Origin of the sequence: Oxyplasma meridianum (assembly GCF_038024865.1) — an archaeon.
Lineage (GTDB): Archaea > Thermoplasmatota > Thermoplasmata > Thermoplasmatales > Thermoplasmataceae > Oxyplasma > Oxyplasma meridianum.
Window position 1 is genome coordinate 317,003 of sequence record NZ_CP133772.1, and the last position, 22,455, is coordinate 339,457.

At 40.2% G+C, this 22,455-nt stretch carries 20 protein-coding genes; 17 read left to right on the plus strand and 3 right to left on the minus strand.

All coding sequences use genetic code 11. The annotated features are described in order from the left end of the window. The first annotated feature begins 75 nt into the window (after positions 1-75). Together aspS and OXIME_RS01660 are read left to right on the plus strand one after the other, a co-directional pair. Complete coding sequence (gene aspS / locus OXIME_RS01655) at positions 76-1,365, plus strand: aspartate--tRNA(Asn) ligase (protein ID WP_393971749.1); 1,290 nt, start codon at positions 76-78, stop codon at positions 1,363-1,365. Between the two features lie 333 nt (positions 1,366-1,698). After that, a complete protein-coding gene (locus OXIME_RS01660) occupies positions 1,699-2,661 on the plus strand; it encodes a 3-hydroxyacyl-CoA dehydrogenase family protein (protein WP_393971750.1) in 963 nt (320 codons plus the stop codon). A 6-nt stretch (positions 2,662-2,667) separates the two neighbouring features. Here OXIME_RS01660 and OXIME_RS01665 read toward each other — a convergent pair whose 3' ends face one another. Together OXIME_RS01665 and OXIME_RS01670 are read right to left on the minus strand one after the other, a co-directional pair. Further along, the gene (locus OXIME_RS01665) at positions 2,668-2,955 is read right to left on the minus strand and encodes a hypothetical protein (RefSeq protein ID WP_393971751.1); all 288 of its coding nucleotides are present in this window, start codon (positions 2,953-2,955) and stop codon (positions 2,668-2,670) included. 423 nt (positions 2,956-3,378) lie between these two features. After that, a complete protein-coding gene (locus OXIME_RS01670) occupies positions 3,379-3,810 on the minus strand; it encodes a multiprotein bridging factor aMBF1 (RefSeq protein WP_393971752.1) in 432 nt (143 codons plus the stop codon). Positions 3,811-3,949: 139 nt separating this feature from the next. On the opposite strand from OXIME_RS01670, the gene OXIME_RS01675 reads away from it, so the two are divergent. The 7 genes from OXIME_RS01675 (at position 3,950) to OXIME_RS01705 (ending at position 14,239) form a co-directional block, all read left to right on the plus strand. Continuing rightward, positions 3,950-4,597 (plus strand): fibrillarin-like rRNA/tRNA 2'-O-methyltransferase, encoded by a 648-nt coding sequence (locus OXIME_RS01675; RefSeq protein WP_393971753.1) that lies wholly within the window; start codon positions 3,950-3,952, stop codon positions 4,595-4,597. Positions 4,598-4,634: 37 nt separating this feature from the next. After that, a complete protein-coding gene (locus OXIME_RS01680; protein WP_393971754.1) occupies positions 4,635-5,384 on the plus strand; it encodes a class I SAM-dependent methyltransferase in 750 nt (249 codons plus the stop codon). Positions 5,385-5,421: 37 nt separating this feature from the next. Continuing rightward, positions 5,422-8,124 carry an alanine--tRNA ligase gene (alaS, locus tag OXIME_RS01685; protein WP_393971755.1) on the plus strand — a complete coding sequence of 901 codons (2,703 nt, stop codon included), beginning with the start codon at positions 5,422-5,424 and terminating at the stop codon, positions 8,122-8,124. A 4-nt stretch (positions 8,125-8,128) separates the two neighbouring features. Continuing rightward, positions 8,129-9,856: a hypothetical protein gene (locus OXIME_RS01690; protein ID WP_393971756.1), complete on the plus strand. Its 1,728-nt coding sequence runs from the start codon at positions 8,129-8,131 to the stop codon at positions 9,854-9,856. 415 nt (positions 9,857-10,271) lie between these two features. Beyond that, positions 10,272-11,327 carry an ATP-NAD kinase family protein gene (locus tag OXIME_RS01695; RefSeq protein WP_393971757.1) on the plus strand — a complete coding sequence of 352 codons (1,056 nt, stop codon included), beginning with the start codon at positions 10,272-10,274 and terminating at the stop codon, positions 11,325-11,327. A gap of 5 nt (positions 11,328-11,332) precedes the next feature. Next, positions 11,333-12,451 (plus strand): glycosyltransferase, encoded by a 1,119-nt coding sequence (locus tag OXIME_RS01700; RefSeq protein ID WP_393971758.1) that lies wholly within the window; start codon positions 11,333-11,335, stop codon positions 12,449-12,451. 51 nt (positions 12,452-12,502) lie between these two features. After that, complete coding sequence (locus OXIME_RS01705; RefSeq protein WP_393971759.1) at positions 12,503-14,239, plus strand: DUF2070 family protein; 1,737 nt, start codon at positions 12,503-12,505, stop codon at positions 14,237-14,239. An 18-nt stretch (positions 14,240-14,257) separates the two neighbouring features. On the opposite strand, the gene aroC is transcribed toward OXIME_RS01705, so the two are convergent. Beyond that, on the minus strand, positions 14,258-15,352 hold the full coding sequence (gene aroC, locus OXIME_RS01710) for a chorismate synthase (RefSeq protein WP_393971760.1): 1,095 nt from the start codon (positions 15,350-15,352) through the stop codon (positions 14,258-14,260). A 193-nt stretch (positions 15,353-15,545) separates the two neighbouring features. On the opposite strand from aroC, the gene OXIME_RS01715 reads away from it, so the two are divergent. From OXIME_RS01715 to OXIME_RS01750, 8 genes are all read left to right on the plus strand, one after another. After that, positions 15,546-15,887 (plus strand): putative transcriptional regulator, encoded by a 342-nt coding sequence (locus tag OXIME_RS01715; RefSeq protein ID WP_393971761.1) that lies wholly within the window; start codon positions 15,546-15,548, stop codon positions 15,885-15,887. Positions 15,888-16,141: 254 nt separating this feature from the next. After that, positions 16,142-16,327 carry a hypothetical protein gene (locus tag OXIME_RS01720; protein WP_393970744.1) on the plus strand — a complete coding sequence of 62 codons (186 nt, stop codon included), beginning with the start codon at positions 16,142-16,144 and terminating at the stop codon, positions 16,325-16,327. A gap of 285 nt (positions 16,328-16,612) precedes the next feature. Next, positions 16,613-16,831 carry a hypothetical protein gene (locus tag OXIME_RS01725; RefSeq protein ID WP_393971762.1) on the plus strand — a complete coding sequence of 73 codons (219 nt, stop codon included), beginning with the start codon at positions 16,613-16,615 and terminating at the stop codon, positions 16,829-16,831. 455 nt (positions 16,832-17,286) lie between these two features. After that, complete coding sequence (lonB, locus tag OXIME_RS01730) at positions 17,287-19,227, plus strand: ATP-dependent protease LonB (RefSeq protein ID WP_393971763.1); 1,941 nt, start codon at positions 17,287-17,289, stop codon at positions 19,225-19,227. A 103-nt stretch (positions 19,228-19,330) separates the two neighbouring features. Then, the gene (locus OXIME_RS01735) at positions 19,331-19,651 is read left to right on the plus strand and encodes a hypothetical protein (protein WP_393971764.1); all 321 of its coding nucleotides are present in this window, start codon (positions 19,331-19,333) and stop codon (positions 19,649-19,651) included. A gap of 47 nt (positions 19,652-19,698) precedes the next feature. After that, positions 19,699-20,601, plus strand: coding sequence for a carbohydrate kinase family protein (locus OXIME_RS01740; RefSeq protein ID WP_393971765.1), 903 nt, complete (start codon positions 19,699-19,701; stop codon positions 20,599-20,601). A 71-nt stretch (positions 20,602-20,672) separates the two neighbouring features. Further along, positions 20,673-21,215 carry a gamma carbonic anhydrase family protein gene (locus tag OXIME_RS01745; protein ID WP_393971766.1) on the plus strand — a complete coding sequence of 181 codons (543 nt, stop codon included), beginning with the start codon at positions 20,673-20,675 and terminating at the stop codon, positions 21,213-21,215. 30 nt (positions 21,216-21,245) lie between these two features. Next, positions 21,246-22,454, plus strand: a complete 1,209-nt coding sequence (locus OXIME_RS01750) for a phosphopyruvate hydratase (RefSeq protein WP_393971767.1) — start codon at positions 21,246-21,248, stop codon at positions 22,452-22,454. Position 22,455: the final 1 nt, after the last annotated feature.

Here is a 22,455-nt window from a genome sequence, read left to right on the forward strand (position 1 = left end):
ATGGGCCCGTCGTCAGTATCTAATTTGTTCAATCCTGAAAAACTGATTTTTAATATACTGTAGTAATTACCCAACATGGAAAGAAGTCTCGTAGGGGACCTTAAGAGTCTGCCGGATGGAAACAGTGTTGTTGTAAAAGGGTGGGCACAGGAGATAAGATCTCTTAAGAATCTTGTTTTCGTTGTATTGAGGGATAGCACAGGAATGGTACAGGCCACCTTTAAGCGTGATAACTTTCCAGATATGGATATGCTTTCAAACCTTTCCAGGGAATCTGTCATAAACGTTGAAGGTAAATTGAACCTCAAATCAAAAAGTAAAACGGGAGTTGAGATTGAAGCTACTGGCTTCACCGTGCTGAATGTATCCGAATCCCCTCTCCCACTTGGAATAATCGACCCCGTAGAGGCCGACTTTGAGACCAGACTCAACAATAGATTCCTGGACCTGAGGAAGCCAGCAAAGGCAAGTATTTTCAGGATTAAGAGCTCATTGATTTGGGGAATACGTGAGTATCTCCACCGGCAGAATTTTGTTGAGGTACAGACACCAAAAATAGTTGCAGCAGCTACCGAAGGTGGATCCGATCTATTTCCAGTCAAATACTTTGAGAAGGAAGCTTATCTGAATCAGTCTCCACAGCTTTACAAAGAAATTCTAATATCTTCAGGAATCGACCGAGTCTTCGAAGTGGGTCCGGCATTCAGGGCAGAAGAGCACAATACGGTACGGCATCTCAACGAATTCACATCAGTAGATATTGAAATGGCATTTTCCGACCACAACGGAGCAATGACAATGCTTGAAAATTCAGTGAAAAATGGAATAGAAAGTGTCCTGAAAGCAAGTTCAAAGGACCTCGAAACACTTGGTCTAAAAATAGAGATACCAAAAGTCCCATTCCCACGCATAAGTTATGAGGAATGCAGGAATATCGCCAGTGCCAACGGTGTAGAAATTCCATTCGGAGAAGATCTTTCGGTTGAGGCACTTAAGTTCATCGGCGAAAAATTCCATGATTTTTACTTCATAGTAGACTGGCCATCTTCTTTGAGGCCTTTCTACACTATGCCAAATGAGAAAGACCCCAGATATACTAATTCCTACGACCTGCAATACAGGGAAAAAGAGATCACCTCTGGAGCCCAGAGAGTACATAATCCGGATATTCTCAAAAAAAGATTTATTGAAAAGGGCCTTAAGGCCGAAAACTTTGAATTTTACATAAAGGCTTTCAAGTACGGAATGCCGCCCCACGCTGGATGGGGATTGGGCCTTGAGAGACTTCTGATGATACTCCTAGACCTGCCCAACATAAGGGAAGGCACACTATTTCCGCGTGACAGGACCAGAATTGTTCCTTGAACTATTCTTCCTTTTTTCCTCCTCACCAAAAACAGTCTTTTCTAGCTCTTCAAAGCTGGCTTCTTCCAGGTCGTCTACCGAAAATTTCTTCTTAGACATCTGTGACCAAAACATTAACGCAATTTTACTATATATATTTTAAAGCACATTTACTAGGAATTTCTTACATTCAGGGATTTAGACTGAATAAAGGAAAACCTGCCAGAATAAACGTTATGTTGAGCGATAAGAACAAACCAGACAATTCAATTTTTCAGCAAAGTTTCTTACCTATTTGGTGCCTTCAAATGTTTTTCATAAAAGATAACTTATAATTGGATAATATACTCATTTATGGAAATAAAAAAAATCGCAGTTGTTGGGTCAGGAAGCATGGGTTCCGCAATTGCAGAAATTTTCGCATTCAACGGGTTTGAGGTGCTGCTCAAGGATCAGAACATTGATCTGGTAAATTCCGGAATCAAAAGAATAAAGAAAATTCTTCAGGGACAGCTTCTTTTTCAAGAAGGCAGATCATCAAAGGAAATAGCAAGGATTGAAACTCTCGGCGTGGTGCTTTCTGAAGAACAGAAAGAGGCAATCAGAACAAAATTGAAATCCCATCTTACAGAGAGAAAAGTGGAAGAGATTATGGGCAGAATTAAACCAGTGGTGGACTATTCACAATTCGAGAACGTCGATTATGTTGTTGAGGCTGTTTTTGAGAATATGGATGTTAAGAAGGCGGTTATGAAAGACCTTTCAGATCACTGCCGGGAAAACGCAATTATCAGCACTAATACCTCTTCACTGAGCATCACAAAGATCTCTTCCTTTATCAGCAACCCGGAAAGATCCATTGTGACTCATTTCTTCAATCCTCCATATACCCTGCCACTGGTGGAGATAGTACCTGGAATGAGGACTGCAGATGCAACGGTTAGAGAGATGATGGAGTTCTATTCAAAACTTAAGAATCACCGGGGTTTTATGAAGCCCATTAAGGTCAAGGAAGTCCCGGGGTTCCTGGTAAACAGGATACTCGTTCCAGTTCTAAATGAAGCGGCAATAATGCTTGATGAGGGAGTTGCGGAAGCCGGAGATATAGACACTGCAATGAAGCTGGGAGCGGGATTTCCCATGGGACCACTCGAACTTGCAGATATGGTTGGAATTGATGTCACATTTGACGTAATACGAATACTCTATGAGGAGTACGCAGACCAGAAATATAGGCCATCACTCTTATTGAAAAGAATGGTTGATTCCAATAAACTTGGAATTAAAAATGGAGAAGGCTTTTACAGCTATCATTAAAAAAGATCATTTTATCTGGTTTATTCCCCCCATCTGCCTGTTCACAAGAACAACAGTTGGCGTTATGATATATTTCTTTTGCGAAATTCTGAAAATAGACACCAGGATATTTTTCTTATTGTTGTCTCTAAATACCCTCCTGATTTCACCCATCAGAGTTTTATTCACGCTGAGTTCCACATATATAGGATTCCCCATATGGTACCAAGTGGCAATTATGGAACCCTCTTCTATCAGCTCCACATCTTCTCTATCCACCTCAAAGTCAAACCTTTGTCCTACTTCTATTTTCAATTTTTGTACCTTATCTAATAGAAAAAACCAAGTTATTTAAGCTTTTTCTCTACGTGATATAATCGAAATCATATTAACCTATGTCTTTTAAAAAGATAACATTGAATTAGTAAATGTAATTGACAGCTAAGCAGATATATTCAGTTTCCTATGGCTACCTCAAATTTAATGAAATATTTGACAGATATCTAACATTATTAAAGTAGTAGAAATTGTATGATGCCATCGGAAATCATATTGCATTGATTTATAGATATCATGATCATTTTTTGCCTTAAAATCATTAGATAAGGTAAAAAGATGTGGAGATACTGAAGATCCTGATTATATTAACAGACTTTTGTCAAGTATAATGGATGCGTGATCAAAGTCGGAACTTTCTCGTGATTTATTGTCTCTTCGTCGAGAAGCAAAGGTCAAAGATCATTCCTCCTCAATTAAAGTAACTCCCAGAACTTTTTCCAGCTTCCTGGCAATCCTGATATCTGGGGTAAGGCTCCCTCTCTCAATATTCGCAAGAACATTCTTTCTTTCCAGTATCTTTGCAGCCAAATCATCCTGAGTCATCTCCATTTTTGATCTGGCGTCATGAATAAGCTTAGCATATTCCGGTACAACAAGAAGATTCTCAATGTTCTCTTTTTTTCTGACAGGTTTGATCTTACGGGGCATTGGAGTACGGTATTCACGCTGAGGTATTTTTATAGGTTCAGGTTGCAATTTTACTGGATTGGAATAACCCGATGATCTAAGTTTATCTACAGGAACACCAAATTTGCTGCATGAATCACAAACATTGAGGATTGCACCATCAACTCTCACCTTGGTCAACCTTTCGCTTTTTTTTCCGCACATTTCACACTCCATAAATCAACCCTCCTTCCTCATAATTCATAATCTATTAATTCAAATTAGTTAGTTTAAGCTTTCTATTTAAAAGATCTATGATAGATCCAAAACACAACTGTTTATAATCCAAAGCAATTAGTCTGGCATGGATTCTGGATGGAACACCATGCTAAGAAGGGAGGGCGGAAACTACTATACTATTTCCTCTTATCCAAGACCCGTATACGGGGAAAAAGTAAAGAAAGAGAACGGTTTTTACAAACGTTACTGGGATCCTAAAAGAAGCAAGCTTTCTGCAGCACTTAAAAAAGGCTTGAGATATATACCCTTTGAGAAGGACAGCAGGGTTCTTTATCTGGGGGCATCCACAGGCACAACAGTGAGCCATATAGTGGACCTTTGCCCTGAAGGTGAGGTATTTGCGGTTGAGTATTCATTTGAATCATTTACAAAGCTCCTTAATATATCGGGAGAGAGGAAAAACCTTTTTCCATTCCTCGAAGATGCCATGAACATTGAAAATATTGCAGGATTCATAAACAACCCTGAAGTGATATACCAGGACATATCGCAAAGACATCAGGTGCAAATTTTCAATCTTGCTGCAGCAACATTCAAATCTGTGAAGAAAGCAGTCCTTATAATTAAAGTAAGAGCAATAAATGCAAGGCAGAATGAAAAAGACATAGTCAGGAATTCAATTAAAGGGATCAATGGATTCAAGGTGCTTGAGATAATTGATCTCAAACCATTTGATAAGTCGAACTATCTGGTTTATCTTGAAAGGCCATAAGAAAGTACAATTATATTCCCAGATACCATTAAAGGCTATGGAAGGGAATCCTTTTTTTGAAAAGAATGCCGAAAAGTATGCGGCGAGCCATTCACACAAGAAAGGAGAGGATCTTGACATACTTGAACATCTTTTAAAACCGGCAGGAGATGAGATCTTGCTTGACATAGGCACAGGCACTGGGTTTACTGCTGTCAGAATGGCACCCCTGGTCAGTTGGGTAACGGCCTCAGACCCTACTATAGGGATGCTTAATCAGGCCAGGAAAATCGCCGAAGAGTCAGGTATAAAGAATATAAAATTTCTCAACTCTTCATGGGAAAACCTTGAACCTGAGAATGGAAGGTATGACATAATAACCTGCAGAAGGGCAGCGCATCATTTTCACGATATAGCCAGTTTTTTTTCAAAGATATATTCTCTCTTGAATCCCGGTGGAAAATTTGGGTTTGTGGACTTTACAACTCCTGAAGAAGACAATTCTGACTTTTTCAATAAGCTGGAGAGAATCAGAGACAACACACACGTGTATGCCTTGAAAGTTTCGGATATAAAGAGACTTTCAAAGGAAAAAGGATTTTTATTAATTGCAATGGAGACACGGGAAGAAAAAGTACATTTCATTAAATGGCTGTATCCCGTTGAGGAAAACAGCAGGGAGGGTATAAATTGTCGAGAGTATCTTGAACAATCTCCTCCCGAAATGACTAAACTCATCAACTATGATCCATTTGGCAATACATTCACAAAAACAAGGGTAATTGCCATATTACAGAAACCACGGTAAATCTATAATATTGAAATCAACTCTGGGTTTGTTCATCATGATAGATAATCCTGACCTAGATCTGAACTATTTTCATAAATCCGGATTTACAAGAAAGATATGCGCATCATGCGGAAAAGCATTCTGGACACTTGATGGTGAACGTACAACTTGCGGGGACCCGCCATGTGATTCCTATACATTTATAGGCAATTCGCCTGTCTATAAACCTTTCTCACTCAATGAAATGAGGGATGAATTCGTCGGGTTCTTCAAAAACACACACAAAGTGATCATGCCATATCCAGTTGTTCCCAGATGGAGAGACGATGTCCTGCTAGTAAATGCATCAATTTATGATTTTCAGCCCCACGTGACCTCTGGAAGGGTAAAACCTCCAGGCAATCCTCTAGTAATGTCGCAGCCAAGCATAAGGATGACCGATACTGATCTTGTAGGTTCAACAGGAAGGCATCTTACCAGCTTCGAAATGCTTTGCCATGATGCTTTTAACTATGGCGATAAGGTTGTTTACTGGAAGGAGGAGACTATCGAGTACTGCTTTGCCTTTCTGACCGAGAGACTCAGAATTAATCCAATTCTCATAACATTCAAGGAGAAACCTTGGTTCGGAGGAGGAAATGCTGGAAATGCTTTCGAAGTTTTTGTTATGGGGCTTGAGGTTGCAACTCTTGTATTCATGGACCTAAAAGAGGATAATAATGGAGATGTGGATATAGAGGGGACAAAATACAGCAAAATGGAACTTTCTGTAGTTGATACCGGATACGGCCTAGAGAGACTCACCTGGCTTTCACAGGGCACCTCTACAGTCTATGATTCAACGTTCAGGCTTGTGATCGATTATATTATTCAGCACAGCAGCAGAGGAGTGCTGGATGAAAAGGTCCAAGGTGAAATGTCATCCATAGCCGCCAAAATTGACCCTTTCAAAAAGGCTATAGTTCTAAAAGAATTTTTCAAGAAAGAGGGCATAGAAACAACAGAAAAGCAATCTGATATTGCGGTTTCATTTGAGAACAGCAGATCGGTTTTTGCACTGGCAGATCATACGAAGACCCTCCTTCTCCTTTTCTCCGATTATGTCATACCCTCAAATGTAAAAGTGGGGTATCTCGCAAGAACTCTCCTCAGGAGATCATTCAGGTACATAGAAGATCTAAAATTCACAGGGAGCGTGGAGACGCTTATAAAAATGCACTATGAACTCCTTGGTGGTGTGGTGAGAGAATACCCTGAAAAATTCATAAGCGAGATGATTCACTCAGAATACGAAAAATATAAGGAAATGTCTGAAAAAGGGAAAAATCTCATACTAAGAACTTTTGACAGAAAAAAATCAATCGATGTTGAAGACCTTGTCACATTGTATGATTCAAACGGTCTTGTCCCTTCATTCGTCGAGGAGGTTCTGCTGAAGGATCGCGGCTATAAAGTAGATATACCGGAGGATTTTCAGAGTCAGGTTATACTTAGGCACGAAAAACTTGAAAAATCCAGGGCCAGGAAGATTAAAACAGAGGAATTTCCACAGATAGAAACACGCCCTCTTTACTATGACGATGCCAACATTGGTGAGTTTAATGCACTTGTCATGTACTCCGGCGATAAAACCATCATTACAAACCAGACAGCTTTCTACCCGGAAGGCGGAGGTCAGCCTTTCGATCTTGGTTACTTTACATACGGCAATAAAAAAATAGCAGTTATAAATGTACGCCGGGTTGGGAAATCCATAGTGCACTATCTGGCTGAAAATATCCCTGTGAAGGCAAAAATAAGCGGCCATGTTGACATGAAAAGAAGAAAGCAGCTTATGATCCATCATTCCGCAACTCACCTTCTGTTAGGTGTGGCCAGGCAAACTCTGGGCCAACATGTCTGGCAGAATGGGGTGCAGAAAGAGGTTGAAAGATCAAGAATTGACATAACCCATTACAGGAAGATAAGCGAAAATGAGATAAGGGAGATAGAGGAAAAATGCCTCCAGGTTATTATAGAGAACCGGAGAATTAAGGCCGCGGTTCTCGACTGGAACAGTGCCCTGGAAAAGTATGGTTTCAGGCTTTTTGAAGGTGGAATACCAGAAAGCAGCAAACTGAGAGTGGTTGAAATAGAAGGCATTGATGCGGAGGGTTGCGGGGGTACACACCTGGACTACACTGGACAGATAGGCTTCATAAAGATAATCTCTGCTGAACCTTTGCAAGAAGGCATCCAGAGAATAATTTTTGCTGCTGGATATTCAGCCCTAGGGTTCGTTCAGGAAATGCAGTCCAGAATGGAGAATATCCGGAATGAACTGAACGTTGACCTTGATCATCTGGATTCTAAATTCAAAGCATCATGGGAGGAGTATATTTCACTAAGGAAGAAATGGGATAAAGCCATGAAGGAAACTGTAAAGAATATGATGGATACATCTATGAGATTCATCGTAGATGGAATTTCAGTCCATTTGCTGGACGGGACATTCAGCCAGGATCAGATAACGGAATTCACGAGAATGGCAAACTCCAGCAAAAATTCACTGTTCCTGATAAACAATCACAGAGGTTCTTTTATCGAGGTTACTGTGATCTCAACATCCCTTAAGGGATCAGATTCCATCGTGAAAGCACTTTCCCAGCCTGCAGCAAGCTATTCCTCAGGATCACAGAGATATGCCCGATTCAACTCAACTGTGAGAATAGATGAAACATTAATAAGGAAGGTTTTGGCTACTGTAAAAAACCAGTGAGGAAATGCTAAAGGAAAAACAGAAAGCTGCGGCAAGAGATGCAGTGACTCATTTTTACAAGGTTATTGAAGAAAGCAGCGACAGTGATTCAATAACTTTTAAAGTTGAAAACAATGAACTATTCAGTGAAAGCACCTTCAATGATCTACTTAACGCAATTTCCAGTCAGGGTCTGGTAGCCTTCACTTCTGACAGAGATGGTAGTGAAATAGTAATCCTGCCAAAGTTGACGCAAGTTAAGGATATGTTCCACTATCGCCTCATACTTTTTATACTGACTTTCATTGCAATATTTTATTTCGGTTATGAATATGTAAGTTCATATTATGGAAACACCAGCTTTCTCTGGACCATTGAAAATTCAGCCATGTTCTATGTCCTCCCCGTTTGGACAATTCTCATCTCAAAGGAATTCTCAAAATTCATTATACTTGCCAGGAACAGGCAGACCTATTCTTTTCCAATATTTATCCCAGACCCCATAGGCATGGGGACCATGGGGCTCATCAACACAAACAGGCACAATTTCACCTCTAAAAGGTCAATGGTTGCGTTCTCAGGAATCCCTTTACTTATTGGTTTTGCAATCTCTGCAATATTCCTGATGGCAGGCAGCCTTCAGACAATCATTTCACCTCCAGCGAATCCAGTCGTCAGTTCAGTATTGGGGGGTTCCGGGACTCCGGTCATCTTTCAGATACTCATATACCTGTTTATTCCGTCCAACGGAATTCTGGATCCACTTGCATTTGCGGGATGGGTTGGGTTAATCGTAAACTCATTCAGTGCTCTCCCCCTTGGTTACATGGACGGAGGGATACTGGCATCAGCACTGTTTGGAAAGAAGGCAATAATTCTTTCTTATATTTCTATAATTGCAATCATCTTGCTTGGGATCGCCTATCCTGCCTGGATTGTCCTGGCTGTTTTTGTCCTCCTGTTCGGTCTTAGAGGTCCTGAACCATTGAATAATGCCTCAATATTGGGGAAGAAATCAAAAACAATTGCAGCAGCGGGTTTTGCAATTCTCATTATCGGGCTTGTGCCTTTGCCCTATCATGCACCTAATACGCAGTTCCAAATGGACATGGCACAGAATCAGGTGGTAATAGTCAATGGAACTGGAAACATGGCAAATTTCAATATGTCACTTACAAACTTGGGTTCATCAGTTATTTCTCCTGCATTTAAGGTTTTGCCTACAATATCCTTCAGTGTTGAAAGCGTAAACAGATCAATATCTCCCGGGATGTCAATGAAGTATGACATGGAATTCAATACAAGCAGCCTAAGGAAGGATGGCATTTACGATTACAATCTTTCGGCTACAAGTGGAACATTCAGTCAAACTGCTGAGCTGGAGATGATCATGGTCAATATATCCTCTTCCCTCAATTTCAATACCTCAAATCCATTCGATAAAAATGTTTCTGTTGGAAAAATATTTAAAATAGATTTTACAAACACCGGTTTCTCAGAAAACAATTCTACATTCACAATACTGTCAATAGGAGAAAAAAACTTCTCTTATACCCTATATACCGATAGTATGCAGGCAAATATAACGATGAGAGGGACGCACCAGTTGACACTTGGAAAGATAACACTTCCTGAAGGAGAATCCTACAGCCTTGACCTGGAAGCAAGAACAAACTTTACAACATGGACAATAGTGGGATATAATGATAACTTTCAGGCTGCAATTGCTGTTCTTAGGGAAAGTAAGACGTGAAAACTAAAAATCCATTAACCAAGTTAACAAATTTTTTTAAAAGTTTTTATCCCTATAAGTCTTAAAATTCATGGACACAACCCCTTATCTTCTATCACATCCTCTTTTGTTTTCAAAATTGTTTTTCAGGCCTGATCTGGTTTGCGTCTGTTTTACTGAAGTTTTAAAACCCAATATACACATCAGAACTCACCCTGCAGAGGAGTCCTTTTTTTGTTCAGAGTATCTATGCAACACTCTCTAATGGATCTATGCAGTTATACATGGAAACTTGCTTCCATAAATAACAGCTTCTTATGTAGAATAAATTTCATAGGCATAAGGTATGCTATTAGCGTGGACTCGATAACATTAATACGGCAAAGTTGACTATATGTTGGATTGGGCTTTGCTTATGACAATTAGAGTGGCTTTTATGCTAAACCCACTAGCCGGGCTAGGAACGCGAACTAATGAAAAAGGTTCAGACCATCTCAGGCTTGCAGATTGCAGGAGTTCAGTTTCCATACCCTTGGCTGAAAAATTTGTTGCTATGATTAAGGGCTTTGATATCCATTTTATAACTGCAGGTGGTTGCATGGGTGGCGACATTTTTTCAAAGCTTTCAATCGGGGATGCAGAAATTCTTCCAGGCCCTTTGGGAATAAGTAAGAAGGCAGATACCGTTCAATTTATTGAAAAGATCAACTCCATGAATCCAGATATGGTTGTCTTTGTAGGGGGAGATGGAACAGCCAGAGATATTTCCAGTGTACTGAAGCATGAAATACCGTTGATGGGCATACCAGCAGGTGTGAAGATGTACAGCTCTGTTTTTGCTCTGTCTGTTCAGCATGGATCAGATCTTCTAAGAAAATTATCTCATCAGGGAATTATAAACACCAAGTCTGGTGAAATTGTTGATATTGACGAATCAGACTACAGGAGAGGAAAACTTAACCTGAAGATATTCGGCACGGTTTTAATACCTGAATCTCCTGAAATAATAGGAATTGGAAAGGCAGAGTATTCTACGGGCGATCTTGAAGGTATAGTAGACTACATAGTTGAAAAGATGGATGCCGAAACAACTTATATAATAGGGCCCGGCAGCACCTGCAAGGCAATATGCAGGCATTTTTCCATTATTACCAATGATCTGGGGTTTGACATCATAAAGGGGGGAAAACTGATGGTAGAGGATGCCGACAGCAATTCTATTATTAAGGCAACAGAAAGTGGAAAGGCGGTAATGTTTCTGTCTCCAATAGGTGGCCAGGGGTTCTTGATAGGAAGGGGTAACAGGCAGATAACCGCTGATGTTATGGATGGATTAGGTTTGAACAACATTGTCATCATATCTGCACCTGAGAAAATTCAGGGAATTTCAAAGATATTCGTTGATCTCGAGGGGTTTAGGGGGAAATGGCCAAAGTACATGAAAGTGCTCACAGGATACGGAAACTATAAGGTCATGCCTGTGATAAGCTGAGGACCATGAGGATCGGGTATTTTACTGAAACATACTATCCAACTCCGGATGGTGTCTCTCACTATCTAAGGGATGTAAAAATGGAACTTGAATCCATGGGTCATGAAGTTTTCATATTTTCTCTTACCGGTGACAGAAGTGAAAAAAATGTGTTTTTACCAATGACAGTCCCTTTGGTTATGTACCCCCAGTATAGGGTCCCCATCAATTTCATACCTTTCAGACTTTTCACTAGGATTAAAAAGCTTAAACTTGATATAATTCATATACAGGATTCGTTTTTTATGGGTTCAATAGGTTATCGTGCATCTGTGAATTTCAAAATACCAATTGTGGCAACTTTTCACACAGATTTTTCCAGGATGAAAAATACCATCAGATTCCCTTTCAGTACAATGGCATTCAAACTGTCATGGAGATACAACATTTATCTTTACAGAAAATGCAGGATGGTATTGTGCCCCAGCAGGTCTGCCTATACAACCCTGAAGAATGGTGGATTAAATCACGTGAAGGAATTGCCCCTTTTTGTCGATACAGATAGATTTGTTCAGACTGTCTGCTCTAAAAACCATGAAAACTTCACAATAACTTATATCGGCAGGATTGCTGAGGACAAGGGAGTGAGGTCCATCATAAAAATAGCAGATAATCTCAGAGATCTAGACGGTATAAAATTCATAATTGCAGGAATCGGGCCGGATGAGAAATTGATTGGCGATATGGTCAGAGAAAGAAACCTGGGAAATATTGTTGAACTCAAGGGATACGTGGACGAGGAGGAAAAAATAAAGATCCTCGGGACTTCTACACTTTTTATACACCCATCCAAGTCAGACACCTTCGGAATATCTGTTTTGGAAGCGCTTTCATCCGGACTTCCAGCCATGGTATCAAAGGATTTTCCTCTTAATAACTACAGTGGAAATGAGGCAAACGGTATCTTAACAACAGATTTCTCCAATATTGGAGAGGCATGCGATGAGATCAGAAAACTGAAGCAGGACATTGAATATTTCAATAAACTTTCAGAGGCCGCAAGAAAATTCAGCGTGGAAAAATTTAGCATGAAAAGTCATGTGCAGTCGCTGATTGATATTTATTCAAGTCTGATTGCGAAATAAAGCCAAAATATATAAAATAAAGAAGAGCATACAAAGGGGTAGTGTGCATAAATGGATGAGCGGGGAGAACATAGAAAGTTTTCAGATTTGGCAAAATATGTGAGAAAGTCGCCCCCCTGGTGGGCCTATATTCTTCCAATTCTGGCTCTACTCACAGTTGACTATTTTCTCATTGGTAGCTTGTATGTTGTCATTTTTGGAATTTTAGGATCGTATTTGCTTGTAATAGCTCTCGACTCTCTTTTTTTTGTAATAACACGTTTCAGTTTTCCCTTCAGGCGCATAATATTCCTTGATTTTACATCGCTACTGATCTGGAATTTATTTTTCTGGGTTATCTACTTCCTTCATGTGTTTCAGAGCTACGAGATCGCAATAATGATCTCTATTTCTTCAACTGCATTGCTCCGTATACTGATCTTCTTTATTTATTATTCTGACAATATAATTAAATCTACAATACCTGCACTGAATTATACATTTTCCTCAATTGTTGCCTTAACTGTCATATTCAGGGACTATTACGTTCTTGTGCCATTTATTCTTTCTTCTATAGTTTATGTGATTGCGGGTTTTATATTCATTAAGAGTACCACAAAAGGGTTTGCACGTGAATATGGAGAGAGCCCGACAAAACTCATTAAATTCTTCCTTAACTATCAGAACGAATCAAGTGAAAACAAGATAGGGGAAAGATTCTTTAAGAGGATGTACCGTAGCAAGAGGACCGTTCCAGTAAAAGTTATTGATATAAGAAGATCCAATGGAACGAGAAAAGTGCTTCTGGTTTTCCCATACATACACCCAGGTCCATTCGGTACTCTGGGTTCCAGCGATCTTCCTGCAAGGCTTCAGTCCAGACTTAATGATCTGGGTTCAGATTTGATGGTATTTCACACAACAACTACGAACAGCAACAACTGTTCAGGAGAATCTGATATAGATTCTATATCAAATGCAGTGAGACGTTCCCTTGATCATATGGAATATGTTACCACTATGTCGAGATTTAAGAAGCTCAGTGTGGGGAAAATAGCAATAGGAATATTGAAGTTCGGTGATTTCGGAATTGGGTCCATTATTCCGGAAAAGATTTCTTTTGACGACGTGTCACTGAAGGAAGGGTTGAAGCTCATACATTCAGTGGAAAAAAGTACCCTAAAAAACTTCGCCCCCATTGATGCCCAGAATTATTTTCACGAACGTGCACCTGAACTGCATGACTGCTCCACTCTTTCAAATGCTTTTATAAGGGAATTTTCAAAGCTCCCATCCAAATATCCGGCAAAGATAGGATATGGCCATGTAGCCCCTTCTATGCCTGACCTGGCATCTGTAGGAATCCAGGCTCTGGTATTTGACACAGGGGATAAATTGAATACCATTGTTTTAACCGATTCAAACAACATAACTCGGGAGGCAATAAAGGCATGTGAGGAGAAATTGAAGGAATTGGTGTCTTCTGTTGAGATATATACCACTGACAATCATTATGTAAATGCAGGCACTCTGAATATAAATCCTTTGGGAATCGCCGGGAATCTAAGTGAAATATCTGATTACGTATACGCGGCAGTCAACAAGGCAATACAGAATACAGAGGAAGTATCAGTTGGAATGGCTACTGAAGAAGCCCAAGTGAGAATGGGTGATGAAAACGCCTTTCAGAAGCTTATTGGAAGTGTGTTTGCGTCACTTAAGACTGCAAAGTACTCAATTATAATTACAATTTCATCATCAGTAGCTCTTTCCGTGTTAATGTTCAGATTTTTGGTGACATTTGTCTAAAATAAAAGTTAACAGATATCAATTTTTTAAAACTCTACCTACCTTCTGTGCCTGAATCATAAGATCCAGCAATGTAATTGCAGTAGAGCACTGAACAACCGGTACTGACCTTATGGCTATGCATGGGTCATGCCTCCCTGTAACTTTCAAGGTGCTTTCCTCCATTTTTTCAATATTGACTGTTTTCTGTTCTATGTGTATGGAGGATGTGGGCTTCATGACCACTCTAAAATCCAGAGGCATGCCGTTGGTGATTCCTCCCAGAACGCCACCATTGTTATTTGTTCTGGTCTTGATAATCCCCCCATCTATATAGAACAGGTCATTTGCTTCTGATCCTCTCATTCCCTGGAATCGAAAACCCGATCCGAATTCAACACCTTTAAGACCAGGTATAGAGAAAAGCATCTTTGAGAGTGAACTTTCAACAGAATCGAAAAACGGTTCCCCCAGTCCCTTAGGCACATCCCTAACAACTGTTCGTATGCCTGCTCCAACGCTATCTCCTCTTGAAAGTACCTCTTTTAGAATATCCTTTGATAGCCTTTCAGATTCAGGATTTTCGCATCTTGTTTCAAACTTATATGGTTCTTCTGAACCTTCTGGTATTTTCTCTCCAAAATACAATCCACCCATATTGTCTATCCACGATATAATCTCTATTCCGAATTTTTCCTTTAGGAGGTCGAGAGCTATTGAACCTAATGCTACAAGTGGTGCAGTCATTCGGCCCGAAAGAAAACCTCCACCTTGGTAATTCCTGTATTTTCCATATTTGTAAAAAAGAGTGATATCTCCATGACCAGGTCTTGGATTATCTCTCAGGTAATCGTAATGCTTTGAAATGCTGTCTTTATTCTCTATAAAGATGGTTATTGGTGACCCATCTGTATAATCCCCTGTAAAACCGGAAACAATTCTTATTGTATCATCTTCTTTTCTCTGTGATGTATACACGCTGGACCCTGGTTTACGCCTATCGGCCCACAATTTTATGCGTTCTTTGTCAAGTCTGAAGCCAGCAGGAAAGCCTTCAAGCGAACCTCCAATTCCATTACCATGGGAGGATCCAAATATTGAAAATTTCAGTGATGATCCGGTTGTAAAGGACATTTATACAAATGATAATGCTGCTGTATAAAAATACTTGTCATGGAATAAGAGTATTCCAGTGATGATTAATTTGTCAGTATTTTGTAGGACAAAAATGACATATGTAGGTAGTTCGGTGGAGTCCATTGTATGTAGACGTACATATCGGATAGTGGTGGCAAATGTTTATATACAGCATAAGAGATGCTATGCCATGGAACTAATAGCAGATGGAAACATTATAAGATCACTCAATAGAAGCGAATTGAGAAGGAAAGTTCTTTTTTATTTGCTTTCAATATATCCTTACAGATCCTATCTTTCGGAGATATCTAGAGCAATAAAGTCTGACCCTTCCAATGTTAAAGGTTGTCTTGAAGGTCTGGGGGTTAGGTACACAGGTGAGGAGTCACTTGTCGGACTTGGTCTCGTTTCAGTAGAACAGACTAAAAATGGATTCAGATATTTCAAGGTGAATCAGGAATATATAGAAGATGTGAAGTCCCTGAAGTCAATGTTTAACCACAAGAAAGTTTTTGCAGTGGAGATAGGATAATTTAATCCATTCTTAAATAAATATTAAATCTCTGATTTATCTGGAACAGCGCATTCAATAAATCTGATGGGATCTAAAAATAGTTTCAAGCAAATGAATCCGGGTACGGAATTTAATTGGCTTTATGGGCTATGGCAAAGCTTCATTCCTGAAGGAATGAAGCTTGAATTGTTAAAGGATATTACTGTTAAGTAATACCATAATACCCTATTATTGTCTGTGGAGAAACTCTACACCATGAGAGATGCATGATATTGCAGATCCATCTTACAACACTGAGAACATGGGACAGAGAAGGAAAGATCAGGTGTGTTAGAATGCAGAACAATTTTCTCAGGATACCCGAAAGTGAGATCAACAGAATACTTGGCATTAAGAAGGGTAGGATCAGCTGTATATATGCAAGAGTTTCATCCAATGGGCAGAAGGAAGACCTTTAAAGGCAAATAGAAAAGCTGGCACAATCATCACCCGGGTCAGAAATCACTGAAATTGTGGAGATTGACAACCAGGAGATATTATCAGCCAATGAGATCCTCACGAAACATCTCATATCCATAATCAAATCCCTCTTCGCAAGTCTATACGGCCTAGGATGGCATAAGATGAAGATCATACTTGAGGCAGTAAATTCTTAACATGACTATGCAAAGGATCACGTCAATCCTGTATGCAGATCATCCGTTGCAAGGATACAGAAAGACTTCTTTCACAGGAGAGAGAAATTGCAGAAACACCTGAGAAATCCTGAGAAGAGATACAGAAAACTCAAAAAGGCAAAAAAAAGGGAGAGAAACAGTATGGAGGATGCAATGCACATGGCATGGGAAAAACTGGTTAGCAATAACCTCCATATATATTTTGTATTTAAGGATCTGAAAATAATAAAAAAGGCAATAATAGAGGAAAGAAATTCCGGAATACATGAACAGAGGTCCATATAGTGGATTTTAGAAAATAATTGAATACAAGTGGGAAAGAAAAACAATATAATTGAAAAAGAGAGGAACTCCATCCCAATTTCATGCATGCAGTGGCAAATTAAGGCACCCTGCATGAAAGATATCCAGATGCGATAACTGTGATCTGGACTGCGACAGGAACAAACTTGCATTTCTTGCAATAACCCTGCGTGGTCTTGATCTTTGCGGAGACCAGTTGCCCGTGAGTGGGTCAGCATCTTGGCAGTTTGTGAAGAATGAATATCTGTACCTCAGGCATGCACCCGCCATGCCTGAAGCAGGTTGGACTGAGACTGCTTAAGCTGGGAATGAAACTAGTGCATAACAATGCGCAAGGTTTTAAGAACGGTAACCTCGATTGATACGAAGTATTGATAACTATTTAAAATAGGAAAGGCTTATTTATTAAATTTTAATAAAGAGGTGTGGAAAATTCAATGGAATCTGTAGAAGAATGGGTAAAGAAATTAAACGTTTCCAGCACAAAAGACGTGCAGGTTCCCAAAATTCTCTTTGATCAGGTCATAGGACAGGAAGAAGCGGGAGATGTTGTTAAAAAAGCAGCACTCCAGAAAAGACATGTCCTCCTCATAGGGGATCCAGGGACAGGTAAATCAATGCTTGCGCAGTCTATGGTAGATTTCCTGCCTAAGGAAGATCTGGAGGATATCATAGTTTTCCCAAATCCTGAGGACAACAACAGACCCAAGGTCAAAACGCTTCCAGCCGGTAAAGGCAAAGAGATCATTAGACAGTACCAGATAAAGGCGGAACGTGAAAAGAAAGATAGATCAAGAAGCATACTTTTCATTATACTTTCAATTGTATTCCTTGGGGTTGTTTTTGCCTTTATTCTTTCAGATTGGATAATCGTTTTCTTCGCAATAATGGCAGCTGCATTCGTTTATATGGCTATGGCAATAAACCCTGCTATGAGGGCAGAAAGGGCTATGGTTCCTAAATTGCTGGTGTCGCATTCTCCAAACGACAAACCACCTTTCGTAGACTCAACCGGTGCACATTCTGGGGCTCTGCTTGGTGATGTGAGGCACGATCCCTTTCAGTCAGGCGGTCTGGAAACACCGGCACACGATCGGGTTGAAGCTGGAAACATTCACAAAGCCCACAGAGGGGTGCTGTTCATTGATGAAATGAATCTTCTCAGGCCGGAGAGCCAGCAAGCACTTCTAACAGCAATGCAGGAGAAAAAATTTTCAATATCAGGACAGAGTGAAAGAAGTGCTGGTGCAATGGTTCAGACAGAACCTATTCCATGCGATTTTGTGCTGGTAGCTGCGGGGAATCTGGATGCTATACAGGGTATACACCCAGCGTTAAGATCCAGGATAAGGGGTTATGGTTACGAAGTTTACGTCAACAGTACAATGGATGATAACGAGGAGAACAGAAACAAGATAGTTCAATTTATCGCACAGGAAGTAATCAAAGACAAGAAAATACCACATTTCGACTTAGGTGCAATTACGGAAATTGTTAAGGAAGCACAGAAAAGGTCAGGGAGAAAGGGTAAACTTACCCTCAGGCTTAGAGAACTGGGAGGTCTGGTAAGAGTAGCCGGTGACATAGCTATTAGCGAGAAATCAGACATAGTAACCGCAGATGAGGTTATGAAAGCCAAGAATCTTAGCAAACCACTTGAACAGCAAGTAGCAGACAGATCTATAGAGATAAGGAAATCATACAAGACATTCATAAGCGAAGGGTCCAAGGTTGGAATGGTGAACGGTCTGGCTGTCCTTGGAGCAAATTCAGGTATGGCTGATTTTACCGGTATAGTTATGCCAATAGTGGCTGAAGTCACCCCATCGCAACATAAGGGAAACGGTTCAGTTGTAGCCACAGGAAAACTGGGTGAAATAGCAAAGGAAGCTGTGCAGAATGTCTCTGCAGTATTCAAAAAACTCAGTGATATAGAAATTTCCGATATGGATATACACATACAGTTTGTGGGTTCGTATGACGGTGTGGAGGGAGATTCAGCAAGCGTTTCAATAGCAACAGCAGTCATTTCCTCAATAGAAAACATACCAATTGATCAGAGTCTTGCAATGACAGGATCACTGAGTGTAAGGGGAGCAGTTCTTCCGGTGGGGGGTGTGACCGCCAAAGTAGAAGCTGCCATAGAGGCCGGGCTTAAGAGAGTCATCGTACCGAGGTCCAACTACGATGATATAGTGCTTGATTCAAATCATCAGAACAGGATACAGATAATACCGGTGGATACTATAGAAGATGTTCTAGAAAACGCACTTGTAGAAACTCCGGAGAGGCAGAAATTCTTCTCACGGATCAAGAGTCTCATAACACCAAAAGGATTCAGCAGCCAGCAAGGGATAACCGGAAAAAATGTGGCCTGAAATCTCCTATATTTTTTTTAAAGAACCAATAGATAGTCAAGAACTTATTTCAATCATTTCCAAACTTAATGGATTTATTTGCGTTCTCAATCCAGATGCCATAGTGTCAGAGATCCAGATACTTGTCGCTTATTCCCACCTTGATAGAGAGAATGATATGGCAAAAAGGGTTAAGGACAGATCCTTACGCCTGATGATTCACATTGCAGGCGAAAAACAGATCAAGAAAGCAAAGGATAAGGTTGGGTTCAGGAACGGTATGAAAAAGGCTATTCTGGTTTATGAAAACAGTTCTGTTTTTGAAAATTTTCTGCTAGATCTTAAAAAGGCTGAAATATCAAACCAGCCTTTTATTCCTCATGATGTCAGGCAACTTGACAGAATTGTTTTTCCCAGAATTGCAATGTCAGATTTTCAGTCCTGAAGATCAATATCCGGAAAATTATATCACATTTATCCCAATACCTGCACATGGAAAAATTCCTTGCCTTTTTCGGACACATAAACATAGATTTCAAAATCAGGGTTACCGATGTGAATCTCCCAGGTTCCCAGATGGCTGAAAACGTTGAAGAAATATTTGGCGGTACAGCCGGAAATTTTGCCATGGTTGCCGCAAAGTTAAAGGTACCATTCGATCTCTATTCTTCAGTTTCCTCAAAGACTCACCAAGGATACCTGAATTATCTGCGTTCGGAAGGGGTTGATACTTCTCATATTGATACTGAAGATAGAGTATCAGGACCTGTATGTTACATTATAACTGATGGAAGCAACCAGAGGGCGTTTATGCATCAGGGTCCTATAGAGACTTGGAAAGCTGCCTATGGTTTCAAAGGAAGTAATTATAAATTTATAAATATAGGAACCGGGCCAGTTCAGGAATACATGAAAATTGTGGATAAAACTGAAAGAAAAAAAATTGTATTCGATCCCGGCCAGGAATTATCATACAGATATGACAAGGAAACCACAAGATTCATGGTAAAACATAGCAGTATGTTTATAGTGAATTCTGATGAATTCCAGATATTGAAAAAAAGACTGGAAGATTTTGGGGAATCTCCGGAAAATATTCTGGAAAATTTTATTGTGACAAAGGGATCTGAAGGATCGGAACTCTACAGCAATAATAAAATAACCAGAATACGAAATCTTGAGGTGTCCGGAATATATGATACAGTGGGAGCCGGAGATGCCTTCAGGGCCGGACTTTATTTTGGGCTTTATCATCATTACGACCTCACAGATTCCGTTATTTTTGGAAATATAGTGGCCGCAGAATCTGTCAGGAGACCAATAACAGAATTCAGTATGACACCAGATCAACTCAAGGATTGTTTTGAAAAGAACCGCGAAAGCATGCTGGGTTAATCTGGGGATATGGAAAGATATTAAGGTGGGCAATCACCAATCATTATTAATCCTGCACTAATTTAGTGTCTATGAACATATATTCATTTGAGGGAAGAATCCCAAGAATAGATGTAACATCTTATGTATCGCCCAGCGCATCAATCATAGGAAAAGTTACAGTGGGAAAAAACGTCTGGATCGGTCCAGGTGCTGTCCTTAGAGGAGATTATGGTGAAATAGAAATAGGGGACTACACTGCAGTGGAGGACAACTGCGTGATACATGCAAGGCCAGGAGAGAAAACAGTTATAGGGAAACATGTGACCCTTGGCCATCTATCACTGGTGCATACTGGAACAGTAGGCGATTGGGCGGTGGTCGGGATGGGTTCTGTAATTTCTGACTTTGCAAGAATAGGGGAATGGGCAGCAATAGCAGAAGGGGCAGTTGTAAAGAACAGGTCTGAAATTCCGGAAAGAAAAATAGCAGCGGGCGTGCCTGCAAAGGTTGTTGGAGATATAAACCAGGATTACATTGAATTATGGACAAAATACAAGGAGAATTACAACTCATTCGCAAACCGCTATAAGGAAAATCTGAAACCTCTTGAAGCGAAACAATACATTATATAAGTTATATCATAATTAACATAGGGATTAGCTATGTTTGAAATACAGGATGTAAAGATGAGGAAAGTAATTGACTCAAGGGGAAATTACACCGTTGAGGCCACAGTAATTCTAGATGGGTTCTGTGGAGTTTCATCAGCACCGGCCGGTGCAAGCACAGGGGCCACAGAAGTTCTGGCATTCCCAAAAGGAGGGGTAGATTCCGGAATTGAATTTTTCAATAGAAATGTAAAATCATCACTTATGGGGTTTCACGCAATTAATCAGGTTCAACTGGATTCTATGCTCAAAGACCTGGATGGATCAGACAACTTCTCGAATCTGGGTGGTAATTTAGCAACAGCAATTTCAATGGCCAATGCAAAGGCTGTTGCCAACGCCCTTAAAATACCTCTTTACAGATATGTAGGAGGGAATCTGGCCAACTCAATTCCAAGGCCCATGGGTAATGTTATAGGCGGTGGCAAACACACAAGAAACGGCACAACTATACAGGAGTTTCTGGTCTCAAGCCAGGGTAAAACCTTCCTGGATTCTGCATACACCAACGCTATGGTGCACAGAAGAATAGGGGAGATGCTATCTGACAGATTCAAAGACCAGAGTGTAGGTGTTGGTGATGAAAGGGCGTGGACAGCCAACATATCTGACGAGGATGCCATAGAATTATTGAAGGCCGCAGTTAAGGAAGTTTCATCAGAACGGAAAATGGAAATTAAACTTGGCCTGGATTTTGCTGCAACATCTTTCTTTGAAAACGGTAAATATGTATACAGGGACAGGAAACTTAACAAGGATGAGCAGATAGACTACGCTATCAGCATGGCAAAGGATCATGGATTCTATTTTGTGGAGGACCCTATGGTTGATACTGATTTCGATGGATTCGCAAAGGTTACGGCCGCAATAAGGGATAAGGCCATTGTAGTTGGTGATGATCTTTACACAACAAATGTTGAAAGAGTAAAAAAGGGGATAGAGATGAAATCCTCAAATGGGATTCTGATTAAGGTGAATCAGATCGGTACGCTTACTGCAACATATGAAGCGGTGAAGGTTGCCACCAGATCCGGAATGAAAAACACGATTTCACACAGGAGCGGTGAAACAACAGATAACTTCATTGCACATCTTGCAGTTGCGTTTTCTTCAACTTTCATAAAATCCGGTACAATAGGAGGGGAGAGGCTGGCTAAACTTAATGAACTGGCAAGAATAGAGGAAGATCTCCTGGTTCTCTAAA

Coding starts and splice junctions, on each gene's coding strand:
- OXIME_RS01670 (WP_393971752.1), bottom strand. CDS start 3,810: ATGTGCGGAAAAAAAAGCGAAAGGTTGACCAAGGTGAGAGTTGATGGT.
- OXIME_RS01675 (WP_393971753.1), top strand. CDS start 3,950: ATGGATTCTGGATGGAACACCATGCTAAGAAGGGAGGGCGGAAACTAC.
- OXIME_RS01740 (WP_393971765.1), top strand. CDS start 19,699: ATGGAAAAATTCCTTGCCTTTTTCGGACACATAAACATAGATTTCAAA.
- OXIME_RS01660 (WP_393971750.1), top strand. CDS start 1,699: ATGGAAATAAAAAAAATCGCAGTTGTTGGGTCAGGAAGCATGGGTTCC.
- OXIME_RS01680 (WP_393971754.1), top strand. CDS start 4,635: ATGGAAGGGAATCCTTTTTTTGAAAAGAATGCCGAAAAGTATGCGGCG.
- lonB (WP_393971763.1), top strand. CDS start 17,287: ATGGAATCTGTAGAAGAATGGGTAAAGAAATTAAACGTTTCCAGCACA.
- OXIME_RS01745 (WP_393971766.1), top strand. CDS start 20,673: ATGAACATATATTCATTTGAGGGAAGAATCCCAAGAATAGATGTAACA.
- aroC (WP_393971760.1), bottom strand. CDS start 15,352: ATGTCCTTTACAACCGGATCATCACTGAAATTTTCAATATTTGGATCC.
- OXIME_RS01695 (WP_393971757.1), top strand. CDS start 10,272: ATGCTAAACCCACTAGCCGGGCTAGGAACGCGAACTAATGAAAAAGGT.
- alaS (WP_393971755.1), top strand. CDS start 5,422: ATGATAGATAATCCTGACCTAGATCTGAACTATTTTCATAAATCCGGA.
- OXIME_RS01715 (WP_393971761.1), top strand. CDS start 15,546: ATGGAACTAATAGCAGATGGAAACATTATAAGATCACTCAATAGAAGC.
- OXIME_RS01750 (WP_393971767.1), top strand. CDS start 21,246: ATGTTTGAAATACAGGATGTAAAGATGAGGAAAGTAATTGACTCAAGG.
- OXIME_RS01705 (WP_393971759.1), top strand. CDS start 12,503: ATGGATGAGCGGGGAGAACATAGAAAGTTTTCAGATTTGGCAAAATAT.
- aspS (WP_393971749.1), top strand. CDS start 76: ATGGAAAGAAGTCTCGTAGGGGACCTTAAGAGTCTGCCGGATGGAAAC.
- OXIME_RS01700 (WP_393971758.1), top strand. CDS start 11,333: ATGAGGATCGGGTATTTTACTGAAACATACTATCCAACTCCGGATGGT.
- OXIME_RS01690 (WP_393971756.1), top strand. CDS start 8,129: ATGCTAAAGGAAAAACAGAAAGCTGCGGCAAGAGATGCAGTGACTCAT.